The sequence below is a fragment of the Candidatus Methylacidiphilales bacterium genome, assembly GCA_033875315.1.
Classification (GTDB): Bacteria; Verrucomicrobiota; Verrucomicrobiia; order Methylacidiphilales; family CAZTYG01; genus JANRJG01.
Genome location: JANRJG010000011.1, coordinates 73,066 through 93,729, shown reverse-complemented (window position 1 = coordinate 93,729; position 20,664 = coordinate 73,066). Strand labels below are relative to the sequence as shown.

At 61.3% G+C, this 20,664-nt stretch carries 24 protein-coding genes; 16 read left to right on the top strand and 8 right to left on the bottom strand.

All coding sequences use genetic code 11. From position 1 onward, the window contains the following. Nucleotides 1–4: 4 nt before the first annotated feature. The gene (locus SFU85_04130) at nt 5–496 is read right to left on the bottom strand and encodes a TadE family protein (GenBank protein ID MDX6765959.1); all 492 of its coding nucleotides are present in this window, start codon (nt 494–496) and stop codon (nt 5–7) included. A 159-nt stretch (nt 497–655) separates the two neighbouring features. Between SFU85_04130 and SFU85_04125 the strand changes: the two genes are divergently transcribed. From SFU85_04125 to trpD, 6 genes are all read left to right on the top strand, one after another. Continuing rightward, nucleotides 656–1,387 (top strand): ABC transporter ATP-binding protein, encoded by a 732-nt coding sequence (locus tag SFU85_04125; protein MDX6765958.1) that lies wholly within the window; start codon nt 656–658, stop codon nt 1,385–1,387. Further along, nucleotides 1,384–2,628 (top strand): ABC transporter permease, encoded by a 1,245-nt coding sequence (locus tag SFU85_04120; protein MDX6765957.1) that lies wholly within the window; start codon nt 1,384–1,386, stop codon nt 2,626–2,628. Before SFU85_04125 ends, SFU85_04120 begins: the two co-directional genes overlap by 4 nt. Nucleotides 2,629–2,642: 14 nt before the next feature. Beyond that, on the top strand, nt 2,643–3,965 hold the full coding sequence (locus tag SFU85_04115; protein MDX6765956.1) for an ABC transporter permease: 1,323 nt from the start codon (nt 2,643–2,645) through the stop codon (nt 3,963–3,965). A gap of 5 nt (nt 3,966–3,970) precedes the next feature. Next, nucleotides 3,971–5,350, top strand: coding sequence for a type IV pilus twitching motility protein PilT (locus SFU85_04110; GenBank protein MDX6765955.1), 1,380 nt, complete (start codon nt 3,971–3,973; stop codon nt 5,348–5,350). 20 nt (nt 5,351–5,370) lie between these two features. Continuing rightward, nucleotides 5,371–6,450 carry a PilT/PilU family type 4a pilus ATPase gene (locus tag SFU85_04105; protein ID MDX6765954.1) on the top strand — a complete coding sequence of 360 codons (1,080 nt, stop codon included), beginning with the start codon at nt 5,371–5,373 and terminating at the stop codon, nt 6,448–6,450. A gap of 71 nt (nt 6,451–6,521) precedes the next feature. Beyond that, nucleotides 6,522–7,553: an anthranilate phosphoribosyltransferase gene (gene trpD / locus SFU85_04100; protein ID MDX6765953.1), complete on the top strand. Its 1,032-nt coding sequence runs from the start codon at nt 6,522–6,524 to the stop codon at nt 7,551–7,553. Nucleotides 7,554–7,595: 42 nt separating this feature from the next. Here the strand turns inward: trpD and SFU85_04095 are convergent, their stop codons facing one another. After that, complete coding sequence (locus tag SFU85_04095; GenBank protein MDX6765952.1) at nt 7,596–8,201, bottom strand: MBL fold metallo-hydrolase; 606 nt, start codon at nt 8,199–8,201, stop codon at nt 7,596–7,598. Next, nucleotides 8,198–9,070 carry a mechanosensitive ion channel gene (locus SFU85_04090; GenBank protein ID MDX6765951.1) on the bottom strand — a complete coding sequence of 291 codons (873 nt, stop codon included), beginning with the start codon at nt 9,068–9,070 and terminating at the stop codon, nt 8,198–8,200. The genes SFU85_04095 and SFU85_04090 overlap by 4 nt, the downstream gene beginning before the upstream one ends. 194 nt (nt 9,071–9,264) lie before the next feature. Here SFU85_04090 and SFU85_04085 point away from each other — a divergent pair, with 194 nt between their 5' ends. Both SFU85_04085 and SFU85_04080 read left to right on the top strand, forming a co-directional pair. Further along, a complete protein-coding gene (locus SFU85_04085; GenBank protein MDX6765950.1) occupies nt 9,265–10,434 on the top strand; it encodes a hypothetical protein in 1,170 nt (389 codons plus the stop codon). After that, entirely contained in the window at nt 10,415–11,944 is a 1,530-nt protein-coding gene (locus tag SFU85_04080) for a hypothetical protein (GenBank protein ID MDX6765949.1), read from the top strand. The genes SFU85_04085 and SFU85_04080 overlap by 20 nt, the downstream gene beginning before the upstream one ends. 53 nt (nt 11,945–11,997) lie before the next feature. Here SFU85_04080 and murA read toward each other — a convergent pair whose 3' ends face one another. Genes murA through SFU85_04065 form a run of 3 tightly spaced genes read right to left on the bottom strand, consistent with a single transcriptional unit; the run spans nt 11,998 to nt 15,554 of the window. Beyond that, nucleotides 11,998–13,320 (bottom strand): UDP-N-acetylglucosamine 1-carboxyvinyltransferase, encoded by a 1,323-nt coding sequence (gene murA, locus SFU85_04075; GenBank protein ID MDX6765948.1) that lies wholly within the window; start codon nt 13,318–13,320, stop codon nt 11,998–12,000. A gap of 49 nt (nt 13,321–13,369) precedes the next feature. Then, on the bottom strand, nt 13,370–14,086 hold the full coding sequence (locus tag SFU85_04070) for a hypothetical protein (GenBank protein ID MDX6765947.1): 717 nt from the start codon (nt 14,084–14,086) through the stop codon (nt 13,370–13,372). Then, on the bottom strand, nt 14,070–15,554 hold the full coding sequence (locus SFU85_04065; GenBank protein MDX6765946.1) for a hypothetical protein: 1,485 nt from the start codon (nt 15,552–15,554) through the stop codon (nt 14,070–14,072). The genes SFU85_04070 and SFU85_04065 overlap by 17 nt, the downstream gene beginning before the upstream one ends. An 89-nt stretch (nt 15,555–15,643) precedes the next feature. Between SFU85_04065 and SFU85_04060 the strand changes: the two genes are divergently transcribed. Together SFU85_04060 and SFU85_04055 are read left to right on the top strand one after the other, a co-directional pair. Then, entirely contained in the window at nt 15,644–15,889 is a 246-nt protein-coding gene (locus tag SFU85_04060; protein MDX6765945.1) for a TM2 domain-containing protein, read from the top strand. A gap of 38 nt (nt 15,890–15,927) precedes the next feature. Next, nucleotides 15,928–16,293 carry a DUF4870 domain-containing protein gene (locus tag SFU85_04055; protein MDX6765944.1) on the top strand — a complete coding sequence of 122 codons (366 nt, stop codon included), beginning with the start codon at nt 15,928–15,930 and terminating at the stop codon, nt 16,291–16,293. On the opposite strand, the gene mazG is transcribed toward SFU85_04055, so the two are convergent. Then, nucleotides 16,286–17,062 (bottom strand): nucleoside triphosphate pyrophosphohydrolase, encoded by a 777-nt coding sequence (gene mazG / locus SFU85_04050; protein MDX6765943.1) that lies wholly within the window; start codon nt 17,060–17,062, stop codon nt 16,286–16,288. The two genes, SFU85_04055 and mazG, sit on opposite strands and share 8 nt — an antisense overlap. Before the next feature lie 166 nt (nt 17,063–17,228). On the opposite strand from mazG, the gene yidD reads away from it, so the two are divergent. The 3 genes from yidD to SFU85_04035 are packed head-to-tail and all read left to right on the top strand — an operon-like array spanning nt 17,229 to nt 18,397. Next, entirely contained in the window at nt 17,229–17,465 is a 237-nt protein-coding gene (gene yidD, locus SFU85_04045) for a membrane protein insertion efficiency factor YidD (protein ID MDX6765942.1), read from the top strand. 19 nt (nt 17,466–17,484) lie between these two features. Next, nucleotides 17,485–17,925, top strand: a complete 441-nt coding sequence (locus SFU85_04040; protein ID MDX6765941.1) for a nucleoside deaminase — start codon at nt 17,485–17,487, stop codon at nt 17,923–17,925. Continuing rightward, nucleotides 17,906–18,397: a nucleoside deaminase gene (locus SFU85_04035; GenBank protein ID MDX6765940.1), complete on the top strand. Its 492-nt coding sequence runs from the start codon at nt 17,906–17,908 to the stop codon at nt 18,395–18,397. Before SFU85_04040 ends, SFU85_04035 begins: the two co-directional genes overlap by 20 nt. Nucleotides 18,398–18,424: 27 nt before the next feature. On the opposite strand, the gene msrB is transcribed toward SFU85_04035, so the two are convergent. Next, entirely contained in the window at nt 18,425–18,961 is a 537-nt protein-coding gene (msrB, locus tag SFU85_04030) for a peptide-methionine (R)-S-oxide reductase MsrB (GenBank protein MDX6765939.1), read from the bottom strand. Nucleotides 18,962–19,009: 48 nt separating this feature from the next. Here msrB and SFU85_04025 point away from each other — a divergent pair, with 48 nt between their 5' ends. Genes SFU85_04025 through SFU85_04015 form a run of 3 tightly spaced genes read left to right on the top strand, consistent with a single transcriptional unit; the run spans nt 19,010 to nt 20,645 of the window. After that, complete coding sequence (locus SFU85_04025; GenBank protein MDX6765938.1) at nt 19,010–19,351, top strand: DUF971 domain-containing protein; 342 nt, start codon at nt 19,010–19,012, stop codon at nt 19,349–19,351. Beyond that, on the top strand, nt 19,348–19,875 hold the full coding sequence (gene tadA, locus SFU85_04020) for a tRNA adenosine(34) deaminase TadA (protein ID MDX6765937.1): 528 nt from the start codon (nt 19,348–19,350) through the stop codon (nt 19,873–19,875). The genes SFU85_04025 and tadA overlap by 4 nt, the downstream gene beginning before the upstream one ends. A 5-nt stretch (nt 19,876–19,880) precedes the next feature. Further along, entirely contained in the window at nt 19,881–20,645 is a 765-nt protein-coding gene (locus SFU85_04015) for an MBL fold metallo-hydrolase (protein MDX6765936.1), read from the top strand. Nucleotides 20,646–20,664: the final 19 nt, after the last annotated feature.

The window sequence follows — 20,664 nt, the reverse complement described above, 5'->3', positions numbered from 1 at the left end:
GAAATCAGGTCGGTTCGCGCCGCATGGTCACGGACTTGCTGATGGGCAGGCCGGTCAATCCCGGCACGAAATTGGTCAATTGTTGATAGGGAACAGCGATGGTGACGCGTATCAGGTCTCCGGAATCTGCTGCGTTGTAGGAGCTGGCCCCGCCGGACTGGACGGTGCCCACCGGGGGCGTCATGACGCTCCACGTTTGGCCGTTATCAGTGGAACGTTCGATGCGGATGTTGGAATTGGACAATGCCAGGCGTCCGGCAATCGAGATGATATGGCTCTGGACGCGCGGGATGTCCTGCCCGAGAGCGGCCGCCCGGGCGCCCTCTCTGGCCGCCGTGGCCACCATGACATGCCCGTTGATGAAGAACCCGATCTCCAAACAAAAGAGCATGATGAAAACCAGCAAAGGCACCGTCAAAGCAAACTCAATGGTGGATTGTCCCCGGCGGGAACGGGCAGATGCCCGGTGGCCTTGTTTGCATGGGGAACCCTCCATAAGCATAAATGCCGATCTTATAGCAATGGATGTGCTTTTCATAGCAAAGTCCGACAGTGCTGATTTTCCCTACAGATTAGGGCCATAAGGCACTATATCGGCGTAGCGTGTCTGATGTGGGGATGGACAACAGGGTGGGATTTTCTAGATTGGAAGTCCATGAGCGATTACCCGGCAACCCAAGCGCTCATTGAACTGAGCGGTGTGCGTAAGATCTACCGCTTGGGCAACCAGGAAGTGCGGGCCTTGGACGGGATCAATTTGCAAATCCACTCAGGGGATTATGCCGCCATCATCGGTCCTTCGGGCAGTGGCAAGTCGACCCTCATGCATCTGCTCGGCTGTCTGGACACGCCGACCGAGGGCACCGTGGTGATCGATGGCCTGGATGCCAGCCGGGCCGGCGCGACCCGTCTGGCCCGCATCCGCAATGAAAAAATCGGCTTCGTCTTCCAAACATTCAATCTGCTGCCGAAATTGAACGTCGAGGAGAATGTGGCCCTGCCCCTGGTCTATGCCGGGGTGGGGGCGACCGAGCGGCGGCGCAAGGTGCGGGCCGCCCTCGAGGCCGTCGGTCTGGCGGACCGCATCGGGCACCGTCCCAATGAACTTTCCGGTGGACAGAACCAGCGGGTGGCCATCGCCCGCGCCCTGGTCAACGACCCCAAACTCCTCCTGGCCGACGAGCCCACCGGGGCGCTGGATTCGCAGACCGGCGAGCAGGTCATGCAGTTGTTCCGGGAGCTGAATGCAAGGGGCAACACCGTTCTGTTGGTGACGCACGATCCGGACATTGCCCGGGAAACGAACCGGCGCATCCACATCCGCGATGGGCGTATCCATGACGACGAATCTTCCACCTCATCCACTGGCGGGGGCGGGAGTGCATGAATGTGGGTCGCGGCCTGGTTGAAGGGGTCCAGGAAATCCTTTCGCACAAGTTCCGTTCCCTCTTGACCGTCTCCGGCGTGGTGCTGGGAGTGGCCTCGCTCATGGCCATGTTCGCGGTGGTTGAAGGCATGACGGCGGGGATGCGTTTCTACCTGAACAAATTCGGCGGGGTCGAGCGGGTGGGCATCGACCGGGTGGAAATCCCGCCCGAGCAGGAATCGATGAAGGACCTGAGCCGGGGCCGGACCTACCGGGACGTGGAAGCCCTGCGCCGGCAGGCGACCCTGGTGGCGGTGGTTTCACCGGAAAAACGGCTCAACCGGGTGATCACCCTGTCGTGTGGAAATCGCCAGACGCAGGTTTTTGGATTGCGCGGGGTGGAGGATGAATACCTCCAGGTGGACACCTGGAATGAAATGGCCGCGGGCCGGTTTGTGGCCGATCTGGACAACGAATTCCGCAACCGGGTGATCATCCTGGGGGCGGACCATGCCCGTGATCTGTTTCCACAAGGCGGCGCCCTGGGCAGCAAAATCCTGGTGGATGGGATGGATTTTATCGTGGTCGGCCTGTTGCGGGAATCCCCCTTCCGCCACATCAACGGACGCTCTTTCATCCCGCTCTCCACCATGATGGATCTGTTTTTCGGGGTCAAACTGGTGGGGGGCGTGGACCAGGGCGCGGACCCCACGCTCGACCAGATCAACATCCGGGTGCGGGATTTCCGGTATTTCGCCCCCGCCCTCGAGCAGATGCGGACGGTGCTGGAGGCCACCCACCGTGGTGTGCAGGATTTCGGTTTCCAGACCCGGGAAGATTGGTTCGATGCCATCGAGTCGCAGGTCCTGGGGGCCCGCTTGAGCGGGGGGATGGTGGCCGGTGTCTGCCTGATGGCCGGGGCGGTCGGGATCACCAACATCATGCTGGCGAGCATCCGCGAGCGGACCCGGGAAATCGGGGTGCGGCGGGCCATCGGGGCCCGGCCGGCCGACATTTTTGTCCAGATCACCATCGAGGTTTTCCTCCTCGCGTTGTTGGGCGGGGTGCTCGGGGTGGTGGCGGGCTGGATCCTGGTGCATGTGATCAAGGAGATCGCCACCACGGAAAACGCCCCGCTGTTGCGGGCGGGCCATGTCTGGGCCAGCCTCCTGGCCGGAGTGGCCGTGGGCCTGCTCGGGGGCTTCATTCCAGCGGTGCGGGCGGCGCGCATGAATCCCATCGAGGCCCTGCGCTACGAATGAATGTGTTCTGGGCCATGAACGAAGGCGTGCGCGACATCGCCGCGCACAAGTTCCGTTCTTTCCTGACCATCCTCGGGGTGGTTTTCGGGGTGTCTTCGCTCATGACCATGTTTGCCATCACCGCGGGCATGGCCGCCAGCATGAGGACCAACAGCCTGAGTTCGGGCGAGGCGCAAAAGCTGAAAGTGAACCCCTCGGCCCCACCGGCCCGCCAGCGCGACATCGCGCAACGCAGCCCGGGTATCACATACCGGGATGTGAGGGCCCTGCGAGGCGTGTCACCCTGGATCACCTGGATCTGTCCGGTGGCCAGCCACAACACCTGGGTGTCCTTTGGCAACAAGGGGCTGAACGGGAACATCATCGGCACCGAGGAGGGCTACCTGGAAATGGAAAAAATGTCGGTCCAGCATGGACGGTTCCTGAGCGAACTCGACCAGGCCAACCGCGCGCGGGTGGCCGTTCTGGGAAGCCGGTTCTGGTCCGAACTTTTCCCCGGTGGACCGGCCACTGCCGTCGGGCAAACCATCAAAATCCAGGGCGTATCCTTCGAGGTTGTGGGGACGTTTCCGGAATACCTCAACCGCGAGATGGAACGGGCCCGGGCCCAGGGCAAAATGAGTGTGCAGGAGGCCCGGCGCAAGAGCCGCGCGGGGGGGCGGGGCGGCAGCCGGGGTTACGACCCCTATCCTTGGAAAAACCAAGTGGTGATCATCCCCATCACCACCATGCAGGGGATTTTCAAATCGGCGGTCGCGGTGCAAAACGAGGTCGGGCCGGACCTGAAGCTCGATTACTTCCAGGTCGGCCTGAGCGACCCGGTTCACAAGCCCGTGGTGGCCGAGCAATTGCGCAATGTCCTGCGGGTCACCCACCGGGGCATTGACGATGTGGAGATCGAGACTTATGAAGAAACCGTGGGCGATGTGGAAAAATCCGTGCGGGCCGCCCGGTTGAGCGGGGGAATCATCGCGGGGATCGGCCTGGTAGTGGGCGGCCTTGGCATCTGCAACATCATGCTGGCCGGGATCGTCGAGCGCATCCGGGAGATCGGGGTGCGCCTGGCCCTGGGAGCCACGCCCGTGGATGTGTTTGTCCAAGTCCTGATGGAGGCCTTCCTCCTTGCTCTGGTCGGGGGGGTGCTGGGCGTGGCCTGCGGTTATGGAATGGTCTACCTTCTGGACGATGTCCTGCGCATCCCGAACGAGCCGATTGTGGAAGGGGCCGGAGTGGGATTAAGTTTTGCATTCGCCCTCGCCACCGGTATCATCGCCGGACTTTACCCTTCGTTCAAAGCCGCCCGCCTCCAGCCCGTGCAAGCCCTCAAAGCCGACTGATTTTCATGGATACCCGACCCTACAACGACTACGTGCTGGATGAATCAGTCAAGGCCGGATGGATCAGCGACGAGCAGGCCCAGTTGGTGCGCCAAGCCCTGGGACAGATGCCCCACCTTTCCGCCCTCGATTTGATGAGTGAACAGGGAATTCTCCCCGCAGAACGGACGGCCACGTTCCTCAAACTCATCGCCGATGCCACCGGCACCCACGGCACCGCCCCGGCTCCTGAGTCGACCCCTGTTCCTGCCGGAACCAAGGTCGCGGTCCAGACACATGGCTTCCACGAACCCCATGATCCGGGCCTCGACCACGGCGGGGCCGACATCCAATCCTTCCTCCGCCACGCCGTCGAAGTGGAGGCCTCCGACCTCCACCTCGGACCCGACTTTCCTCCGCTCTTGCGCTACAACGGGCAACTGGTTCCCATCGCCCCCGATGCCGAGCCCCTGAGCCCGGCGCTAACCGAGCGCCTGGCCCGGCAATTTCTCACGGCGGAACAACAGCACCAGGTTGAAGAGGGGGGGGCGGTCGACTTCTGTTATGAAGCCCCCGGACTGGCCCGCTTCCGCACCAGTGTCGTCCGCCAGCGCCGCGGCTGGGAGTCTGTCTTCCGTGTCATCAACAGCCGTGTCCGCACCATGGCCGAACTCGGCCTGCCCCCGGTGCTCTACGAACTCATCAAATACCACAACGGGCTCATCCTCGTCACCGGTTCGGTCGGCAGCGGGAAGACGACCACGATGGCGGCCATGATCAACCAGATCAACGGTGAGCGCCGCGATCACATCATCACCCTGGAAGACCCGATCGAATACGTCTTCTCCTCCCAGGGTTGCCAGATCACCCAGCGCGAAGTGCACACCCACACCGAGTCCTTCGCCACCGCCCTGCGCGCCTCTTTGCGCGAAGACCCGGACGTCATCATGGTCGGGGAAATGCGCGATCTGGAAACCATCTCCCTCGCCATCACCGCGTCGGAAACCGGTCACTTGGTCCTGGCCACCCTGCACACCAGCAGCGCGGCGCGGACCATGCAACGCCTGCTCGATGTCTTCCCGGTCGAGCAACAGGCCCAGATCCGGACCATGGTGAGCGAATCCATCCGCGGAGTGGTCTGCCAGCAGCTCGTGCCGCGGGCCGATGGCAAGGGACGGGTCATGGCCATGGAAATCATGGTCAACAACCCGGCCGTGGCCAACCTCATCCGCGAGGGCAACAACCACCTCCTCCCCGGCCAGATCCAGATCGGCAAGAAGCAGGGCATGTCCCTCATGGACGATTCCCTGCTGGATCTGGTGCAGAAAAAGCTCATCACCAAGGAAGAGGCCTACCAGCGCTCCTCCAACCAGAAAACCATGGCGGCCTCGCTGGCCGGGGTCTGAGCAAGCTCTAGAAATTTGTTATGGCGCACAAAATCGATCCGTTGTTCCAGGTCCTGGTCGAACAAGGGGGGTCCGACCTCCACCTTTCCGAAGGCCAGCCACCCAAGTTCCGCCGCCATGGGGAGATCCAACCCATCCGCGAAGGCGCCCTTACGCGGGCCGAGATGGAGGAACTCCTTTCCGAGATCTGCCGCCCGAAAGCCTGGGAAAAATTCCTCAAGACCGGCGACCTCGATTTCGCCTACGAAATGGACGCGGAATCCCGTTTCCGCTGCAACTACCACAAACACCTCAACGGCATGGGGGCGATCTTCCGGCTCATCCCCAACCGCATCAAAACCATCGACGAACTGGCCCTGCCCAAGGTTTTGGAAAAATTCGGGGATCTCCGCTCGGGATTGGTGCTGGTCACCGGCCCGACCGGCTCCGGGAAATCAACCACCCTGGCCGCGATCATCGATTACATGAATACGAAGTATTCACGGCACATCATCACCATCGAAGAGCCGATCGAGTTCGTGCACCCGAATAAACAGAGCGTCATCACCCAGCGCGAGGTGCCGAATGAGACCCCCTCCTTCGCCCACGGTCTCAAGAACGCCCTGCGCGAAGACTCGGACGTCGTCCTCGTCGGGGAAATGCGCGACCTGGAAACGATTTCGCTGGCCCTGACCGCGGCCGAAACCGGTCTGCTGGTATTCGGCACCCTCCACACCAACAACGCGCAGAAAACCATCGACCGCGTCATCGACGCCTTCCCCGCCGACCAGCAGGAACTGATCCGCACCATGCTCTCCACCTCCTTGCGGGGGGTGGTGGCCCAGTTGCTGCTCAAGCGCAAGGACGGGGCCGGCCGTATCGCCATCAACGAGATCCTGGTGGCCAACTCCGCCGTGGCGGCCATCGTGCGCGAGGGCAACACGTTTAAACTGAAGGACGTCATCAAGTCCGGCCGTGCCGATGGCATGCAGTTGATGGACGATGCGGTGCAGTATTACTACGACCAGGGACTGATCACCGGCCAGGAAGCCTACATGAAGGGCATCGATAAAAACCGCTTCCTGCCCTACTTCGAAAAAGAGCACGGCAAGGGGCATTAAAGTTTTTAGTTTTAGGTATTAAGTTTTAAGTGGGTAGCAGCGGGTGGGGTGTCCCTTGTGAAATGATGGCGATGAAGCTTTTCGATCTTACCCAGCATTGCCGTGAAGGCGGGGAACTTACGGCGGATCAAATTGCCGCAGCTGTTCCCTCCTTGCTCGATTCTGCGGTGGATGAAGCGGAGAAGGCGGATTTTTTGCGGGCCTTGACGGACAAAGGGGAAACCCCGGGAGAACTGGCGGCCTTTGTCCGGGCCCTGCTCCCCCTTTCCCTCGACCCGGGTCTGCACCGGCACTGGCAGGGTCAACGCCTCTTCGACTGCTGTGGGACGGGCGGTGGCGGGCTCAACCTGGTCAACATCTCCACCGGCATGATGTTCATCCTGGCCGCCTGCGGGGTGCCCGTGGTCAAACACGGGAACCGTGGCGTGACCAAGAAATCGGGAAGTGCCGATGTGTTGGCCGCCCTGGGCGTGCCGGTGGCGCAGAATCCGGAACATCTCAGCCGGCAACTGGAAACCCTGGGCCTGACCTTCGTGGCCGCACCGGTCTTCCACCCCGCGTTCAAGCATTTGGCCCCGCTGCGACAGAAACTGGCCGCCGAAGGGCGTCGCACGGTCTTCAACCTGCTCGGCCCGCTTTTGAATCCCTCCCGTCCGGCTTCACAGATGATCGGTGTATTCAAAAAAGAACACCTCGACCTCTTTGCCGGTGCTTTGGCGGCATTGGGTCGCGAATCTTACTCGGCCATTTACGGGGAGGACGCCACGGGCAGGCCGTTGGGTGAAGCCAGTGTGGACGGGTTCACCTGGACGCGGGGCAATGCCGGGCTGGAAGAAAAAATCGGACGCCAGACCTTCCATGACACGGCGGAACTTTTGGTGGAATCGCCCGATCAAAGCGCGGGAAGGATCGATGCCGTCCTGCGCGGTCCGGCTTCGACGGATCCCGCCCTGCGGGAAATGTTGGTCTGGAACGCGGCCTGTGCTCTGCGCGTCCATGGCTCCTGCTCAGACAACGAAGAAGCCGAGGCCCTGGCAGCCGAGGCCCTCGATTCCGGACGGGCCCACGAAAAGCTCAAGGCCTGGCGGGAAGTAAAACTCTAGCGGCGGTCTATGACCACCGCTACAGATCATCCCCAGAATCAATCACTGACAAAACGGATTGGTGCGTTTTTCCTGGCCGAGGGTGGTGTCGGGGCCGTGGCCGGGGTAGAGGATCGTGTTGTCAGGCAGGACAAGGAGCTTCTTTTTGATCCCATCCAGCAGCAGCTTCTGGTTGCCGCGCGGGAGGTCCCACCGCCCCACCGCCCCGGCAAAGAGCACATCGCCGCCGAAAACCACTCCAGCTGATTTTTCGTAGAGCAGGATGCTGCCCGGGCAGTGGCCGGGGATGTGCAGGATGGAAAACGCCCATGGCGCGACGTCCAGGGTTTCACCCTCCTTGAGAAAACGGACAGGCTCGATTTCTTCCAACGCTTCCGGAAGTCCGTAGGCGGACATCATGTTGGGGTTGGCAAAGAGGTCGGCATCGTCGGCATGCCCGTAGACGGGGCAGCGGTGGGAACGGGCGATCTCCGCCCCATCCCAGATGTGGTCCCAGTGGCCGTGGGTCAGGACGAGGCCGGTGATGGTTTTACCGGAGCAGAATTCCGCCATGCCCTCGGGGGCGTCGATGGCCAGCCAACCCGTGTCGTGTTGGATGAGGTAGCCGTTGGTTTCGGCGAGTCCGCCGGTGTAGGTTTCGATCTTCATGGGGTTTTGGGCGAGGGCGGTTTGCCGACGTGGTGGACGACGCGCTGGGGGAAAGGGATTTCAACGCCCTCGGCATCGAAGCGCAGCTTGATGGCCTCGAGCAATTCGAATTGGGCGGGGACGATGTCGCCGGCCGCCACCCAGGGACGGACGGCGATCTGCACGCTGTGGGCGGCGAGGGCGAGGACGCCGATGACGGGGGCGGGATGGGCCAGGACACGTTTGTTGGCGGTCACGATTTGCAGGAGGGTGTCTTTGACCCGGGGGAGGTCCTCGTCGTAAGCGATGTCGATGACCAGGTCGAGACGCCGGGTGCCCTTGGTGGTGCAGTTGACCAGGGGTTGGTTGGTGAGAAGTGAATTGGGCAGGATGACGACACGGTGATCGAGGGTGACGAGGCGGGTCTGGAAGATGTGGACGGCCTCGACCGTGCCCGCATGTCCGGGGATCTCGATGAAGTCGCCGACATTGAACGGGCGGAGGATGGCGAGGAGGACGCCGGAGGCGAGGTTGGAGAGGGTGCCTTGGAGGGCGAGGCCCACCGCCAGGCCGGCGGCGCCGAGGACGGCCAGCACGGGAGTGATGGGAAATCCCAGATTGGCCACGGCGGCCACCAGGATCAGCACGATGAAAACGGCCTTGAGCAAATTGGTGGTGAAGGAAGCCACGATCTGCTGGACGCCCGCATGATCGAGGATTTGGCGCAACCAGCGGGCGAACCACCGGGAAAACCATATGCCGGTAAAGAAAATCAGAAGGGAGCCCAAAACACGAAGACCGAGCAACCAGCCGGTCTCGGTCAGATGGGAAGACAGCCATCCGGGCATGTCCGTGATGAGGCTGGCCAGCAGAGTGTCGGGAGGCTTCATGGCAGATTATTCCAAAGCGCGGTCAAACTGAGGTGGCAGAATACCAGAATCGGGAACAGCAGTGAAGCTATGGCTGGAAAGACAAAAACACACCCTTTTTTGTCCCAGGAAGAAAAAGGATGAACGGGGACCGGAAGGGCCGGGTGAATTTATCGGTTGTCAATCGGAGGGCTTCCGGGAGATTGGGGGCCAGGATGAAACCCGCCCACCGGATATGGATGTTGGTGGCTTTGCTGGTCATGATGGGAGCGGGCTATCGGGTTATTGGCATCGCATTTCTCCCGGTGGGAAAACTGGAAGGCGTGGATTATCCCTTCAACCCGTATATTTCCACCGCGGAAACAGCCAAGGATATCTGGACCAGAGGAACATGGCAAAGGCCGCACTTCGCGGTGCTGCACGGGCATCTCATGGACCTGAGCAAAAACCGGCCCGATGTCACCTACCGACAGGATGTCTATTCCAGGGCGCTGGATGGCCGGTTGCTGCCGAAACATCCGCTCATGGCCAGTCTCTTCGGGGCCCCTTTTTATGGAATGTTAGGCATGCCGGGGATCTGGCTGGCGGAGCAGTTGGTGCTGGTGGGGGTGCTGGCCTCGGTTTATGCCCTGGCTTCGAGGCTCTCCGCTCCGCCCGCTGCGGATGTGGTGGGGGTGATGGCGGTCCTTGGCACCAATCTGGTGTGGTATTACGCCTACACCTTTTCCTATGATTTGATGGGGGCGGGATTGGTGCTGGCGGGCGTGGTTGTGTTGCCCCGGCGTCCGCTGGTTGCGGGGTTGCTCTGGGGTTTGTCCCTGCATTTTCGGGTCACCCATGTCATCCTCTTCCCGATTTTGCTTTGGGGTTATCTGCCGGCTTTCCGCACCAACTGGAAGGCCTGGGTCTGGTGTGGTGTGGGGGGGGCCGTGATGGTGGTTCCGTTGTTGTGGCAGAACTTCATGCTCTTCGGTGATGCCGTGATGGGGGCCTACGCCCGGGTGCCTACTTACCGGGCCGGGGTGGAGCTATTGGATGGAAACTCGATGCATTTTTCCTGGACTTATTACCGGGAGTTCGCCGCCCGGCTGTGGGGCGGACGCGAGTCGGTATTTCATACCTATCCGGTCATGGTGTTGCTTCCTCTGGCCCTTTGGGGTGTGGTGTGCGCCAGAAAAAACCAAAGACAGGCCCTGGCGCTGTTGGGCGCCGGGTCTGCCTCGGTCGTTTTGCATCTGGGATACAGTTATTGGTTTGGCTCGGGGGGTGATCGATTTGTGCTTGTGGCCGTCCTGCTCTTTTTGCCGGTCTGGTCCTTGGCCTTGGAAGCGCTGTTGAAATCCAGGAAGGCGCGGGAGCAGGAAAATGTTCAAACGACTGTCTAGAACGGGCCGCGAGGAGTGGATTTGGGCGGGCCTTTTGGTTTGGTCCGTCGTTCCTTTTTTTTGGTTCGATCAGATTCCAGCGGTCGATGTTCCGGCCCACCAATACACTGCGTATTTGATCGGGCACTTGCTGCAGGGCGGTGGGGGGCCGCTGGGGCGTGTCTTCGAAGCGGTCTGGAAGCCCTGGCCGAATGGGTTGAGCTGCGTGGTGTTGGGGATCCTCCAGCAAGTGGTGGGCTGGGTGTGGGCGGGAAAAATCATGATGGCCGCCACTTGTCTGGCTATCCCCCTGTCCTTCCGCTACCTGCTTCAGCGCCTGGGGGTGGCTTCCCCGATTCCGGCATTCTGGGTCCTGCCCTTGGTTCACCACCATCTTCTTTATCTGGGATTTTTGAATTTCATCTGGGGTCTGGCACTGATGATGTTGTTGTTGGGTTACTGGACCGGACGGGACAGCTTCAGTTTCAAAGCCTGGTTGTTTTTCGTGGTCCTCACCCTGGTCCTCTATTTTTGCCATCCCCTGGCATGGATTTTGGCATTGGGGATGGGCTTGGGCCTGATCGGCATCGAACCCCGCCAAAGATGGACGCGGGTGTGGCATTTTATGGCGGGGTGGATTCCCTCCGCTTTGTTGATGCTTTGGTATCTATCGGTCTCTCCCCAGATCGGAATGGGGGACAGAAATCCAGCGGGCCAGTTATTGTTTAATGGATTGTTTCTGGGAGTGGCCCTTCCGTTCCCGGGTTTGGTGGATTCGGCGGCGGTGGTCTGCTTCGCTGTTTTTGTTTTAATCTGTTCCGTCTGGGTCATCTGGAAGGTGTGGAAGTCTCCGGCTGCACGTCCGGACTTGTTCCTGGTTTACGCCGTGCTGGCGTTTGCCCTGGTGGTGCTGATGCCCGACAAATCAGCCGGCGGATCCCTCATCCAGTATCGGTTGCTCCTGGTTCCCTGGCTGTTGTTCCTAGTCTGGCTCGCCTGCAGGGTGGAGTCGATGCCGTATTTGTCGTCGACGGGTGCGGTGCTGTCCGTCGTGGTGGCAATGGTGCTTTGGCTGCGGATCTGGGGGGTTTTCAGCGACTACCAACAGCCTTCCGGGGCTTTCCAGAAACTGCTCGACCCTATTCCGGATAACCGGAGTCTCTTGGTGGTGACGTCCGTGGGTTTCCGGGAGCACCTGGGCATGCGGACCAACTTCTGGGAACATGCCTACTTGAATGTGGCGGCCAACGGCAAACGCATCGCCTGCCTCAACCATTACCAGGCCAGGGTCCATGGTTTTCCCGTCCGCTTCCGTGCGAGCATGAATCCGCATCGATCGTTGGGATATGCCGAATCGGGTGTGCAGGGGTTGAATTTCAGGGCCTATCAAAGGTCCAGTGGCTTTTATCCCGATTACGTTCTTTTGCTGGGAGATGATGACCCCGGCGTGATCCGGGAATACTATGAATGGATTGCCCAAGTCCGGACGAATGGTTGGAGTGCCAGCTTGTGGAAAATGAAAGATAGATAAAGTGTGGTGGAGCGGAGGGTGAAGCGGGTCCGCCGAGGCCCGAGACGCGTTGCTTAATCGACTAAATGGGGAACCACCCGTTCGATGCGGGCCCCGAGGCTGCGCAGACGGGTGTCGATGTGGGAAAAGCCACGGTCGATCTGGCCGATGTTGTGGATTTCGGACTCTCCCTCTGCGCACAAGGCGGCGATGAGCATGGCCATGCCGGCGCGGATGTCGGGACTGACGAGTTTGGAACCGCGGAGACGCTCGGGGCCGATGACGACGGCGCGGTGGGGATCGCAGAGGACGATGCGCGCGCCCATGCCGATGAGGCCGTCGGTGAAATAGAGGCGGGATTCGAACATCTTCTCGTGGATGAGCATGGTGCCGCGGCACTGGGTGGCGGTGACGAGGGCGACCGAGGTCATGTCGGCGGGGAAGCCGGGCCAGGGGGCGTCCTCAATGCGCGGGGTGGCCCCCCCCAGGTCGGTGACGACGCGCATCTTTTGTTTGGCCGGGACGAGGAGATCGCGGCCCTGGTCGATGCATTCGATTCCAAGGCGGGAGAACATGAGGCGGATCATGCGCAGGTTGGGGAGGTCGGCGTCCTGGATGAGGATTTCCCCGCGGGTGACGGCGGCCAGGGCGATGAAGCTGCCGACTTCGAGATAATCCGGACCGATGCGGTGCTTGGCGCCGTGGAGTTTTTTCACCCCTTTGATCTGGAGAATATTGGAGCCGATGCCGTCGATTTTGGCCCCCATCCGGACCAGCAGGTTGCAAAGGCCCTGGACATGGGGCTCGCTGGCGGCGTTGCGGAGGATGGTTTCGCCCTCGGCCAGGACCGCGGCGCAGACGGCATTTTCCGTGGCGGTGACGGAGGTCTCGTCGAGGAGGATGTCGGCGCCGGTGAGTTTGCGGGCACGGATTTCAAATCCGTTTTTGTGGGCTTTGATTTTCGCCCCCAGGGCTTCAAGGGCGAGGATGTGGGTATCGAGGCGCCGCCGCCCGATTTTATCACCACCGGGTTGTGGGAGGAAGACCGAGCCGCAGCGGGCCAGGAGGGGGCCGGCGAGTGTGACCGAACCGCGTAGCCGACTGGATAGGGCGGGGGGCAGATCGTGGCCGGGTTTTTTGGCGGCGTGGACGGTGACCGTGTCGTCCTGTTCATGTTCTTCGGTCCGGATCTGGACGCCGAGGGCGCGGAGGATATCGAGGAGGATATGGACGTCCTCAATGGGGGGCAGGTTTTCCAGGGTGACGGGTTCGTCGGTCAGGCAGCAGGCGGCCAGAAGGGGCATGGCTTCATTCTTGTTGCCTTGCGGGCGTATCGTGCCACGGAGTGGGGAACGGCCGGTGACCCGGAAAGAAGCGTGGCTGGCGGAATCGGACATGGGAGGCGAGCATAATTTGCCCTCCGATCAGGTCCAGCCCTAATGACCGCTACTGGGGCGGGCGGGCGTTGAAGAGGGGTATCCAGGTCGGGCGGGCGGGTGGATTGGCGTCGGGCTTGGCGGCCTCGGGACGGTTGCCGGAGGCGGGGTCGACTTCTTCAACGTGGCCGTCGCAGAAGAGGGCCTGGCCGCGGGCCTGGGGACTGCCGGATTTGCCTCCGTGGCGGTAGGCCATTCCACCGGGAAGGACACTCAGGTGGCCCGGTGGGGCGGAAACCAGGAAGAAGGTGGCGGTGGGGTCCTCGACCTCGTAGATGCGGTAGGGGGGGGAGGCGGGGTCGGGCTGGAGCCAGGCGTTGATGCCGTAGGTGACGGCGGATTCGGGCGGGCCGGAGGGCTTGACCGGGACGGACGGGTCGGTCCAGATGCCGGCATCGAGGATGGCTTGGGTCGACTGACCGGCAAGGGGTTTGAGGGAAAGGTAGACCGGAAGCGTGTTCTGCCAGGCGGCGGGATCGGCCGGCCCTGTGCCGACCGCGGGAAGGGTGTTGTCGTTTTCGACCAGATAGAGGTTGAGGGCGATGCCCCACTGGCGGAGGTTCTGGAGGGCGGCGGTGCGGTTGGCGGCGCGGGCACGGTGTTGGAGGTAGGGCACGGTCACGGCCACCACGATGAAGAAGACGGCGAAGGCGGCGATGATCTCGTTGCGCGAGATGCCAGCTTGGCGGAGGCGGGCCTGTCTGGAGTCATCAAGGCGCGGTGGCATAGGACCAGCCCTCCGGGATGGACGCGTCGGCCAGGGACGACGGCGATGCTTTGACCATGGCCTTGGCGTTTTCAAATTCGTTCGAGCCGGGGATGATTTCCAGGGCCTGATCCGGCAGGTGGAACTGGTCCTGGAGCAGGCGGGCGAAGAAGAGCGAGGTGAGGAGACGGGTGGGGGCCCCGGCGCCAGATTTACGGAGGACGGCGTGGCCGCTCATGGTGGCGGCTTGGGCCGCCTGGGTGGCGTCGAGCCGGACGAAGACGAGGGGATTGTTCCAAGGTAGGGAGGCGTAAAGGCGGTTGGCGGTGAGGGGGCCGGAAGGCAGTTCACTGCGGATGGCCCCGGTGGAGAAAAGGACGGTGTCGGCCTTGAATCGGGCGGCCAGCATCTTCATGTAGGCGGGGAGGATTTGGTCCTCGAGGAGGGTTTTGTCCAAGGTGGCGAGGGTTTCGTCGGCCGATTTGATGGTGGGCGCCAATAGGTTGATTTCCCGGATGATGTCCGGGTCGGCCGGGGCGGTGTTGGCATTCATTTGCACCAGAGTGGAGGGCGCGACGGGGGCCCACTTGCCGCCCTTGCGGGCCAGGTCGAGGCGGGCGATGGTGAACCCACCATTTTGCCGGAGGATGTTTTCGGACACCGGCACGGGCCACTGGTCGAGCGTCTGTCGCTCCCAGGTGTCGCGGACACCGGAGTTGTAGATGCGGTGCGCGAGGATGGCGTCGACGCCGTCCGTTTTGAGCTTTTCCACGAACGACGGTGGGATGGCGCTGGGTTCAAATTTCATCCAGTGGAAAAGGGTGACCGGGATGGAGCCGGCGGGCAGGGGAGCATTCAAAAAGGCTTCATAATCGCGGACGGGTTGGATGCCCCGGGGGACGGCACCGAACCAGACGGGAAAGCGGTGGGGGAATTCCGAGGAAGCGGTGTCACCGTAGAAATTGGCCATCAGGCGGACGGTGAGGGGGCCCTTGGGGAGTGAGAGGGCGGCACTGGTGTTCGGGAGGGGGCTGGTGCCGTCCTCTTTCTGGAAAGGGACGAGGACCGGCATACGGAGCTGGGCCAGGATGGCGGGGTCGACGCTGGCATCGAGGTTGCCGAGCAGAACCGCATCATATCCCAGTTGGTTGAAGAAACGGACCATATTGGCACCATGGGTGGCGTGGCTGGCGAAGGAGCCCCCGAGGCTGTCACCGGAATCGATGAGGAGGACCTGGGCACCGGAGGCGGCAGCCTCTTGGCGTATTTTTTTCACATAACCGGCCAGATAGGGATAGTGTTGGAGAGGGGCGATCGACTTGGTATCGAGCGGGTAGACATTTCCGAAGATGCGTCCGGTTTGCAGAATGATGAGTTCGGGAGAGGAGGAGTGGCTCCCGCAACCGGCCGCCAGGGCCAGGAGCAAGGGCAGGATGAGAAAGAAACGCGGCATGGATGGGAAAGTGGCGCGGATGTGTGGCGGCTTCATGACATGGTTGAACAGGATTTGTTGAGCATTAAGCTTGCCTTGTCTATGCGGAAACTTTAAGCCTAGGCCCACCAACTAGGAGGCATTATATGGCGATTCCAGGAGCAGACAAAAAACTTCCCGCGGGCATTTGTGGCATCCTTCTCGGAGCATTCGGAATTCACAAATTTATTCTGGGCTACACCACCGAGGGGCTGATCATGCTTGGCCTCTCGATTGTGACCTGCGGTTCGATCAGCAGCATCATTGGGCTGATTGAAGGCATCATTTACCTGACCAAAACCGACGAGGAATTCGTGGCCACCTACGTGACGGCGAAAAAGGGTTGGTTCTAAATCAACGCATAGCAGCCCCACCGGAAGGGATAAAAACCATGGCCAACGAATCTGAAGTCAAAACTTGGAACATGCTGGCCCACCTTTCCGCCCTGGCGGGCCTGATGATCCCCTTTGGCAACATCATCGGGCCGCTGTTGGTCTGGCAGATCAAGAAAGCCGAGATTCCCAGTGTGGAAAAACACGGGAAAGACGCTCTCAACTTCCAGATCACCGCGACGTTGATCCTCTTCGCCGCCCTGGTGGTGGCCTTCATCCTGACGATCGTCGTTATTGGGATGTTGCTTTTCCCGCTCATTGGATTGGCCTGGCTGGCCGCCATCGGTCTTTCCGTCTACGCCGGAATCCAAGCCAACAATGGCGTGGAATTCCGCTACCCGATCAACTTCAATCTGATCAAGTAGCCTTTTGGGCCGCTTCCTTGGCGGTCTCCCATAGGCGGTCGAGTTCCTCCGGACTTCTGTCCTTGAGTGCGCGGCCCTGACGGGCCGCTTCGGCTTCTGCGTGTTCGAAGCGCCGGGTGAACTTCCGGGTGGCATCCCGGCAGGATTGTTCCGCATCGACCTTCAAGTGGCGGGCCAGGTTGACCAGGGAAAAAAACACGTCCCCGAGTTCGTCCGCCGCCCGCTGCGGATGTTCCAGGTCTTTTTCCAGTTCGGCGATCTCTTCCTTGAGTTTGTCCAGCACCGGGCGGACTTCCTTCCAATCAAAGCCGGCCTTGGCGGCTTTCTTCTGGGTTTCCTGGGCCAGCATGAGGGCGGGGAGGATCGGAGGAATCCCATGGAGGGCACCGGTGCGCTCGGGCTTTTCCACCTTTTTCAATTCGTCCCACTTTTGCAGCACCTCGGCCGCGCTGCCGAGTTTGCCCCCCTCCCCGAAGACGTGGGGGTGGCGGCGGATGAGTTTTTCGTTGATGCCGCGGGCCACGTCATCAAGGCTGAACTTCCCTTCCTCCTCCGCCAATTGGGCGTGAAAAACAATGTGCAGGAGGACGTCGCCCAGTTCCTCTTCCAAGAGGGAGTCGTTGCCCTCGTCGATGGCCTCGAGGACTTCGTAGCATTCTTCCAGCAACTGGGAACGGATGGACTGGTGGGTTTGTTCCTGGTCCCAGGGGCAACCGCCGGGGCCGCGCAGGCGGGCCACGATGGCCTTGAGTTCGTCGATGGTCTGCATGCAAGGGATTTAACCGAATGGAACCGATTGAACAGAAGGAAACCCACCTTCGCCAAGGCTGCGGTGGGCGGGCGCTGGAGAGAAGATCGTCTTCTTGGGATTTGAAACTTGGGATTTTAAGCCGGGCAGGTTAATCTACCCGAGGTCTGCATCCTGGAAAACTGGCGTGAAACAACTTTTAATCGGTCTGATCCGGACCTACCAGCTGCTTTCCGCGCCGGTGTATACCCTGTTCGGTGGTGCGGTGACGGGTTGCCGTTTCACCCCGACCTGCTCGCGTTACGCGGTCGAGGCGCTGGAGGTCCATGGGGCCTGGCGGGGTTCAGCGCTGACCGTAAAACGGATGTGCCGCTGCCATCCTTGGGGGGGCCAGGGCTTTGACCCCGTGCCTCCGAGGAAGTAAGAAGAACAGGATTGGATTTATGAAGCACCTATTTTTACAGGCAGCGATTGAGGAAGCGAAGAAAGGGCGGGATGCCGGCGGGATTCCCATCGGATCGGTCTTGGTGTATCGCGACAAAATCATCGGACGTGGGCACAACCAGAGGGTGCAGCAGGGGGACCCCATATTGCATGCCGAGATCCATTGTCTGCAAAATGCCGGGCGGCAGCCGGCGGCGGTTTACCGCGAGTGCCTGCTGGTTTCCACCCTTTCGCCCTGTCCGTTGTGCAGTGGGGCGGCCCGGCTGTTCAAAATCCCCCGCGTGTTGGTGGGGGAAAACATCACCTTCCGTGGGCCGGAGGAAGAAAACCGCGCCCATGGGATGGAGATCGAGGTGGTGCAGGATGAGGAATGCATCCGCTTGATGCGCGAATTCATCCAAGAAAAGCCGGAGCTTTGGAATGAAGACATCGCGGTCTGAAGCCCGGGATGCGGTGTTTCTGGATCAGGCCATCCGGCTTTCGCGCAAGGGGATGAGGGCCAACGAAGGCGGGCCGTTCGGTTCCGTGGTGGTCTGCGGGGGCCGGGTGGTGGGACGGGGGTGGAACCGGGTGTTGAAATCCCACGACCCCACGGCCCATGCCGAGGTCGAGGCCATCCGTGCGGCCGCGAAGCGGTTGAAGCGTTTCGATTTGTCCGACTGCGTGATTTACGCCAGTTGCCAGCCCTGCCCGATGTGTTTGTCTGCGATTTATTGGTCAGGTATCCGCCGGGTGGTTTATGCCAACACCGCCCGGGAGGCGGCGAAAATCGGCTTTGCCGACCAGTTCATCTATGACGAGCTGGACCGTCCGCCGCGCAAAAGAAAACTGTGTGCCGTTTGCCGGCCCAGTCCGGAAGCGCGCGGGGTCTTCCGGGAGTGGGCGGGCAAAGCGGACAAAACCCCCTATTGAAACGGTAGGGGACAGGGACGGAGGCTATCAGGGTAGGAAGAGCTTTTTGTATTCGCCGTAGCCTTCTTTCTCCAGATCTTCCACCGGGATGAACTTGAGCACGGCGGAATTCATGCAATACCGCTGCCCGGTGGGGGCCGGACCGTCGGGGAAGACGTGGCCCAGATGGGCATCGCTGCTGGATGACCGGACTTCGGTGCGGACCATGCCGAATTGTGTGTCGCTGTGTTCCGTGACTTCCTTGGCGTCGATGGGCTTGGTGAAACTGGGCCAACCGGTTCCGGAGTCGAACTTGTCCTTCGAACTGAATAGGGGCTTGCCCGTGACGATGTCCACGTAGAGGCCCGGCTTCTTGTTGTCGTGGTAGGCGTTGCGGAACGGAGGTTCCGTGCCGTCCTGGTAAGCGATGCGGAATTGTTCGGGGGTCAGTTTCTTTTTCAGTTCGTCGAGGCTCATGGGGGGTTTGGGGGTGTGGGTGGAGTTGGAAGTGGAAGCATTGCCGCAGGCGCTGAAGGTGCAGGCCAGGGCGAGGAGCGGGGTCAGGAAGAAGGACGATCGATTCATGGGGGTGGGAGGTGTGGACGGGAGAATTATTTCCGTTTCATTTCCTGTTTGAATGGTAGCGCAATCCTTGAAACGATCAAACCCGTGACCGCCCCTGAACAAATCGCCCTCGTCGGCCAGGAAGTGGCGATCCGCTGGCAGGACGGGAGTGAGGATTACTACCCCATGTCCTTCCTGCGGGAAAAATCCCCCAGTGCCGACAACATGGGAGAGACCGACCTTTTGGGCAACCGTTACGGCGGGGACGGCACGGCCAAGTTCCCCGGGGTGACCGTGAAGGGGTGGAATCTGGTCGGGGGTTACGCGGTGCAGTTCCATTTCAGCGATGGCCACAACACCGGCCTTTTCAGCTACGATTATCTGAAGAAACTGGCGGGGCTGATTGCTTGAGCACGCCCTGTCCTTTCCCCAAGCGCTATCCTTCCGAACTGCGGCGGGACGATGAGTATTTCATGACCCTGGCCTACAACCAAGCGGTGGAGGCCTGGGGCGAAGATGAAGTGCCGATCGGGGCGGTGATCGCCCACGGGGAGTTGGCGGTTGCCGCCGCGCACAACCGGGTGGAAGCCCTCAAGGACCCCACGGCCCACGCGGAAATCCTCGCCATCACTTCCGCCACCGAAAAGTTGGGGGACTGGCGCTTGAACGAATGCACGCTTTACGTGACCAAGGAGCCCTGCCCGATGTGCAGCGGGGCGGCCATCATGGCGCGCCTGGGGCGGGTGGTTTACGCAGTGCCGGATCCCAAGATGGGATTCCTCGGCGGGGCGCTTTCGGTCCATGAAGTCCCGACCTTGAACCACCTGGTGCAAGTGACCAAGGGCGTGATGGAGGCGGACTGCGTGAAACTGCTCCAGGCTTTTTTCCAGATGAAGCGCAAGCAGGAAGGCGGGGGTGATCCGCGGTGGAACTAATCTTCATGGGCACGGGCACCTCGCAGGGTGTGCCGATGATCGCCTTCGACCACCACCACTGCGACTTGTCCGATCCGCGCAACCACCGCTCCCGGACCAGTGCGCATGTGGTCATGGACGGCCACCACATCCAGATCGATGCCGGTCCCGAATTCCGGGCGCAGTGCCTGGCGAATGACATTCGAAGTATCGACACGTTTATTCTCACCCATGGCCATGCCGACCATGTGCTGGGGATGGACGATCTGCGCCGCTTCTGCGACCAGCGGGGCGGGGATGCGCTGGATGTCTACACCTCGGAGGAGGGAGAGGAGCGGGTGCGGGCCATCTTTCCCTACGCGGTGGGGGAGAAAGCCCGGTTCAAGGGATATGCCGCGTTCCGACTGCACCGCATGCCGGAGGTGTTGGAACTGCCGGGAGGATGGGTCCGTTCCTGCTCCCTGCCCCACGGGCGCATTGAGGTTCTGGGCCTGGTCTTCGAGGAAAAATCCTCTGGACGCCGCTTGGCTTACTACACCGATTGCAAAGAAGTCGGGGCCGAGGCACGAAAAATCGCGCGTGAGGTGGATGTTTTGGTGATCGATGGATTGCGACCCGAGCCCCACCCAACCCATCTCTGTATCGATGAAGCACTAGCCGTGGCGGCGGATCTGGGGGCGCGGAAGACATATCTGACCCACCTGACCCACCACGTCGACCATGCCAAGGTCTCCGCAGGATTGCCCGCAGGTGTTTGCCTGCCGTATGACGGACTGAGGGTGGAGGTATGACCGGCCTACCCGGCCTTGC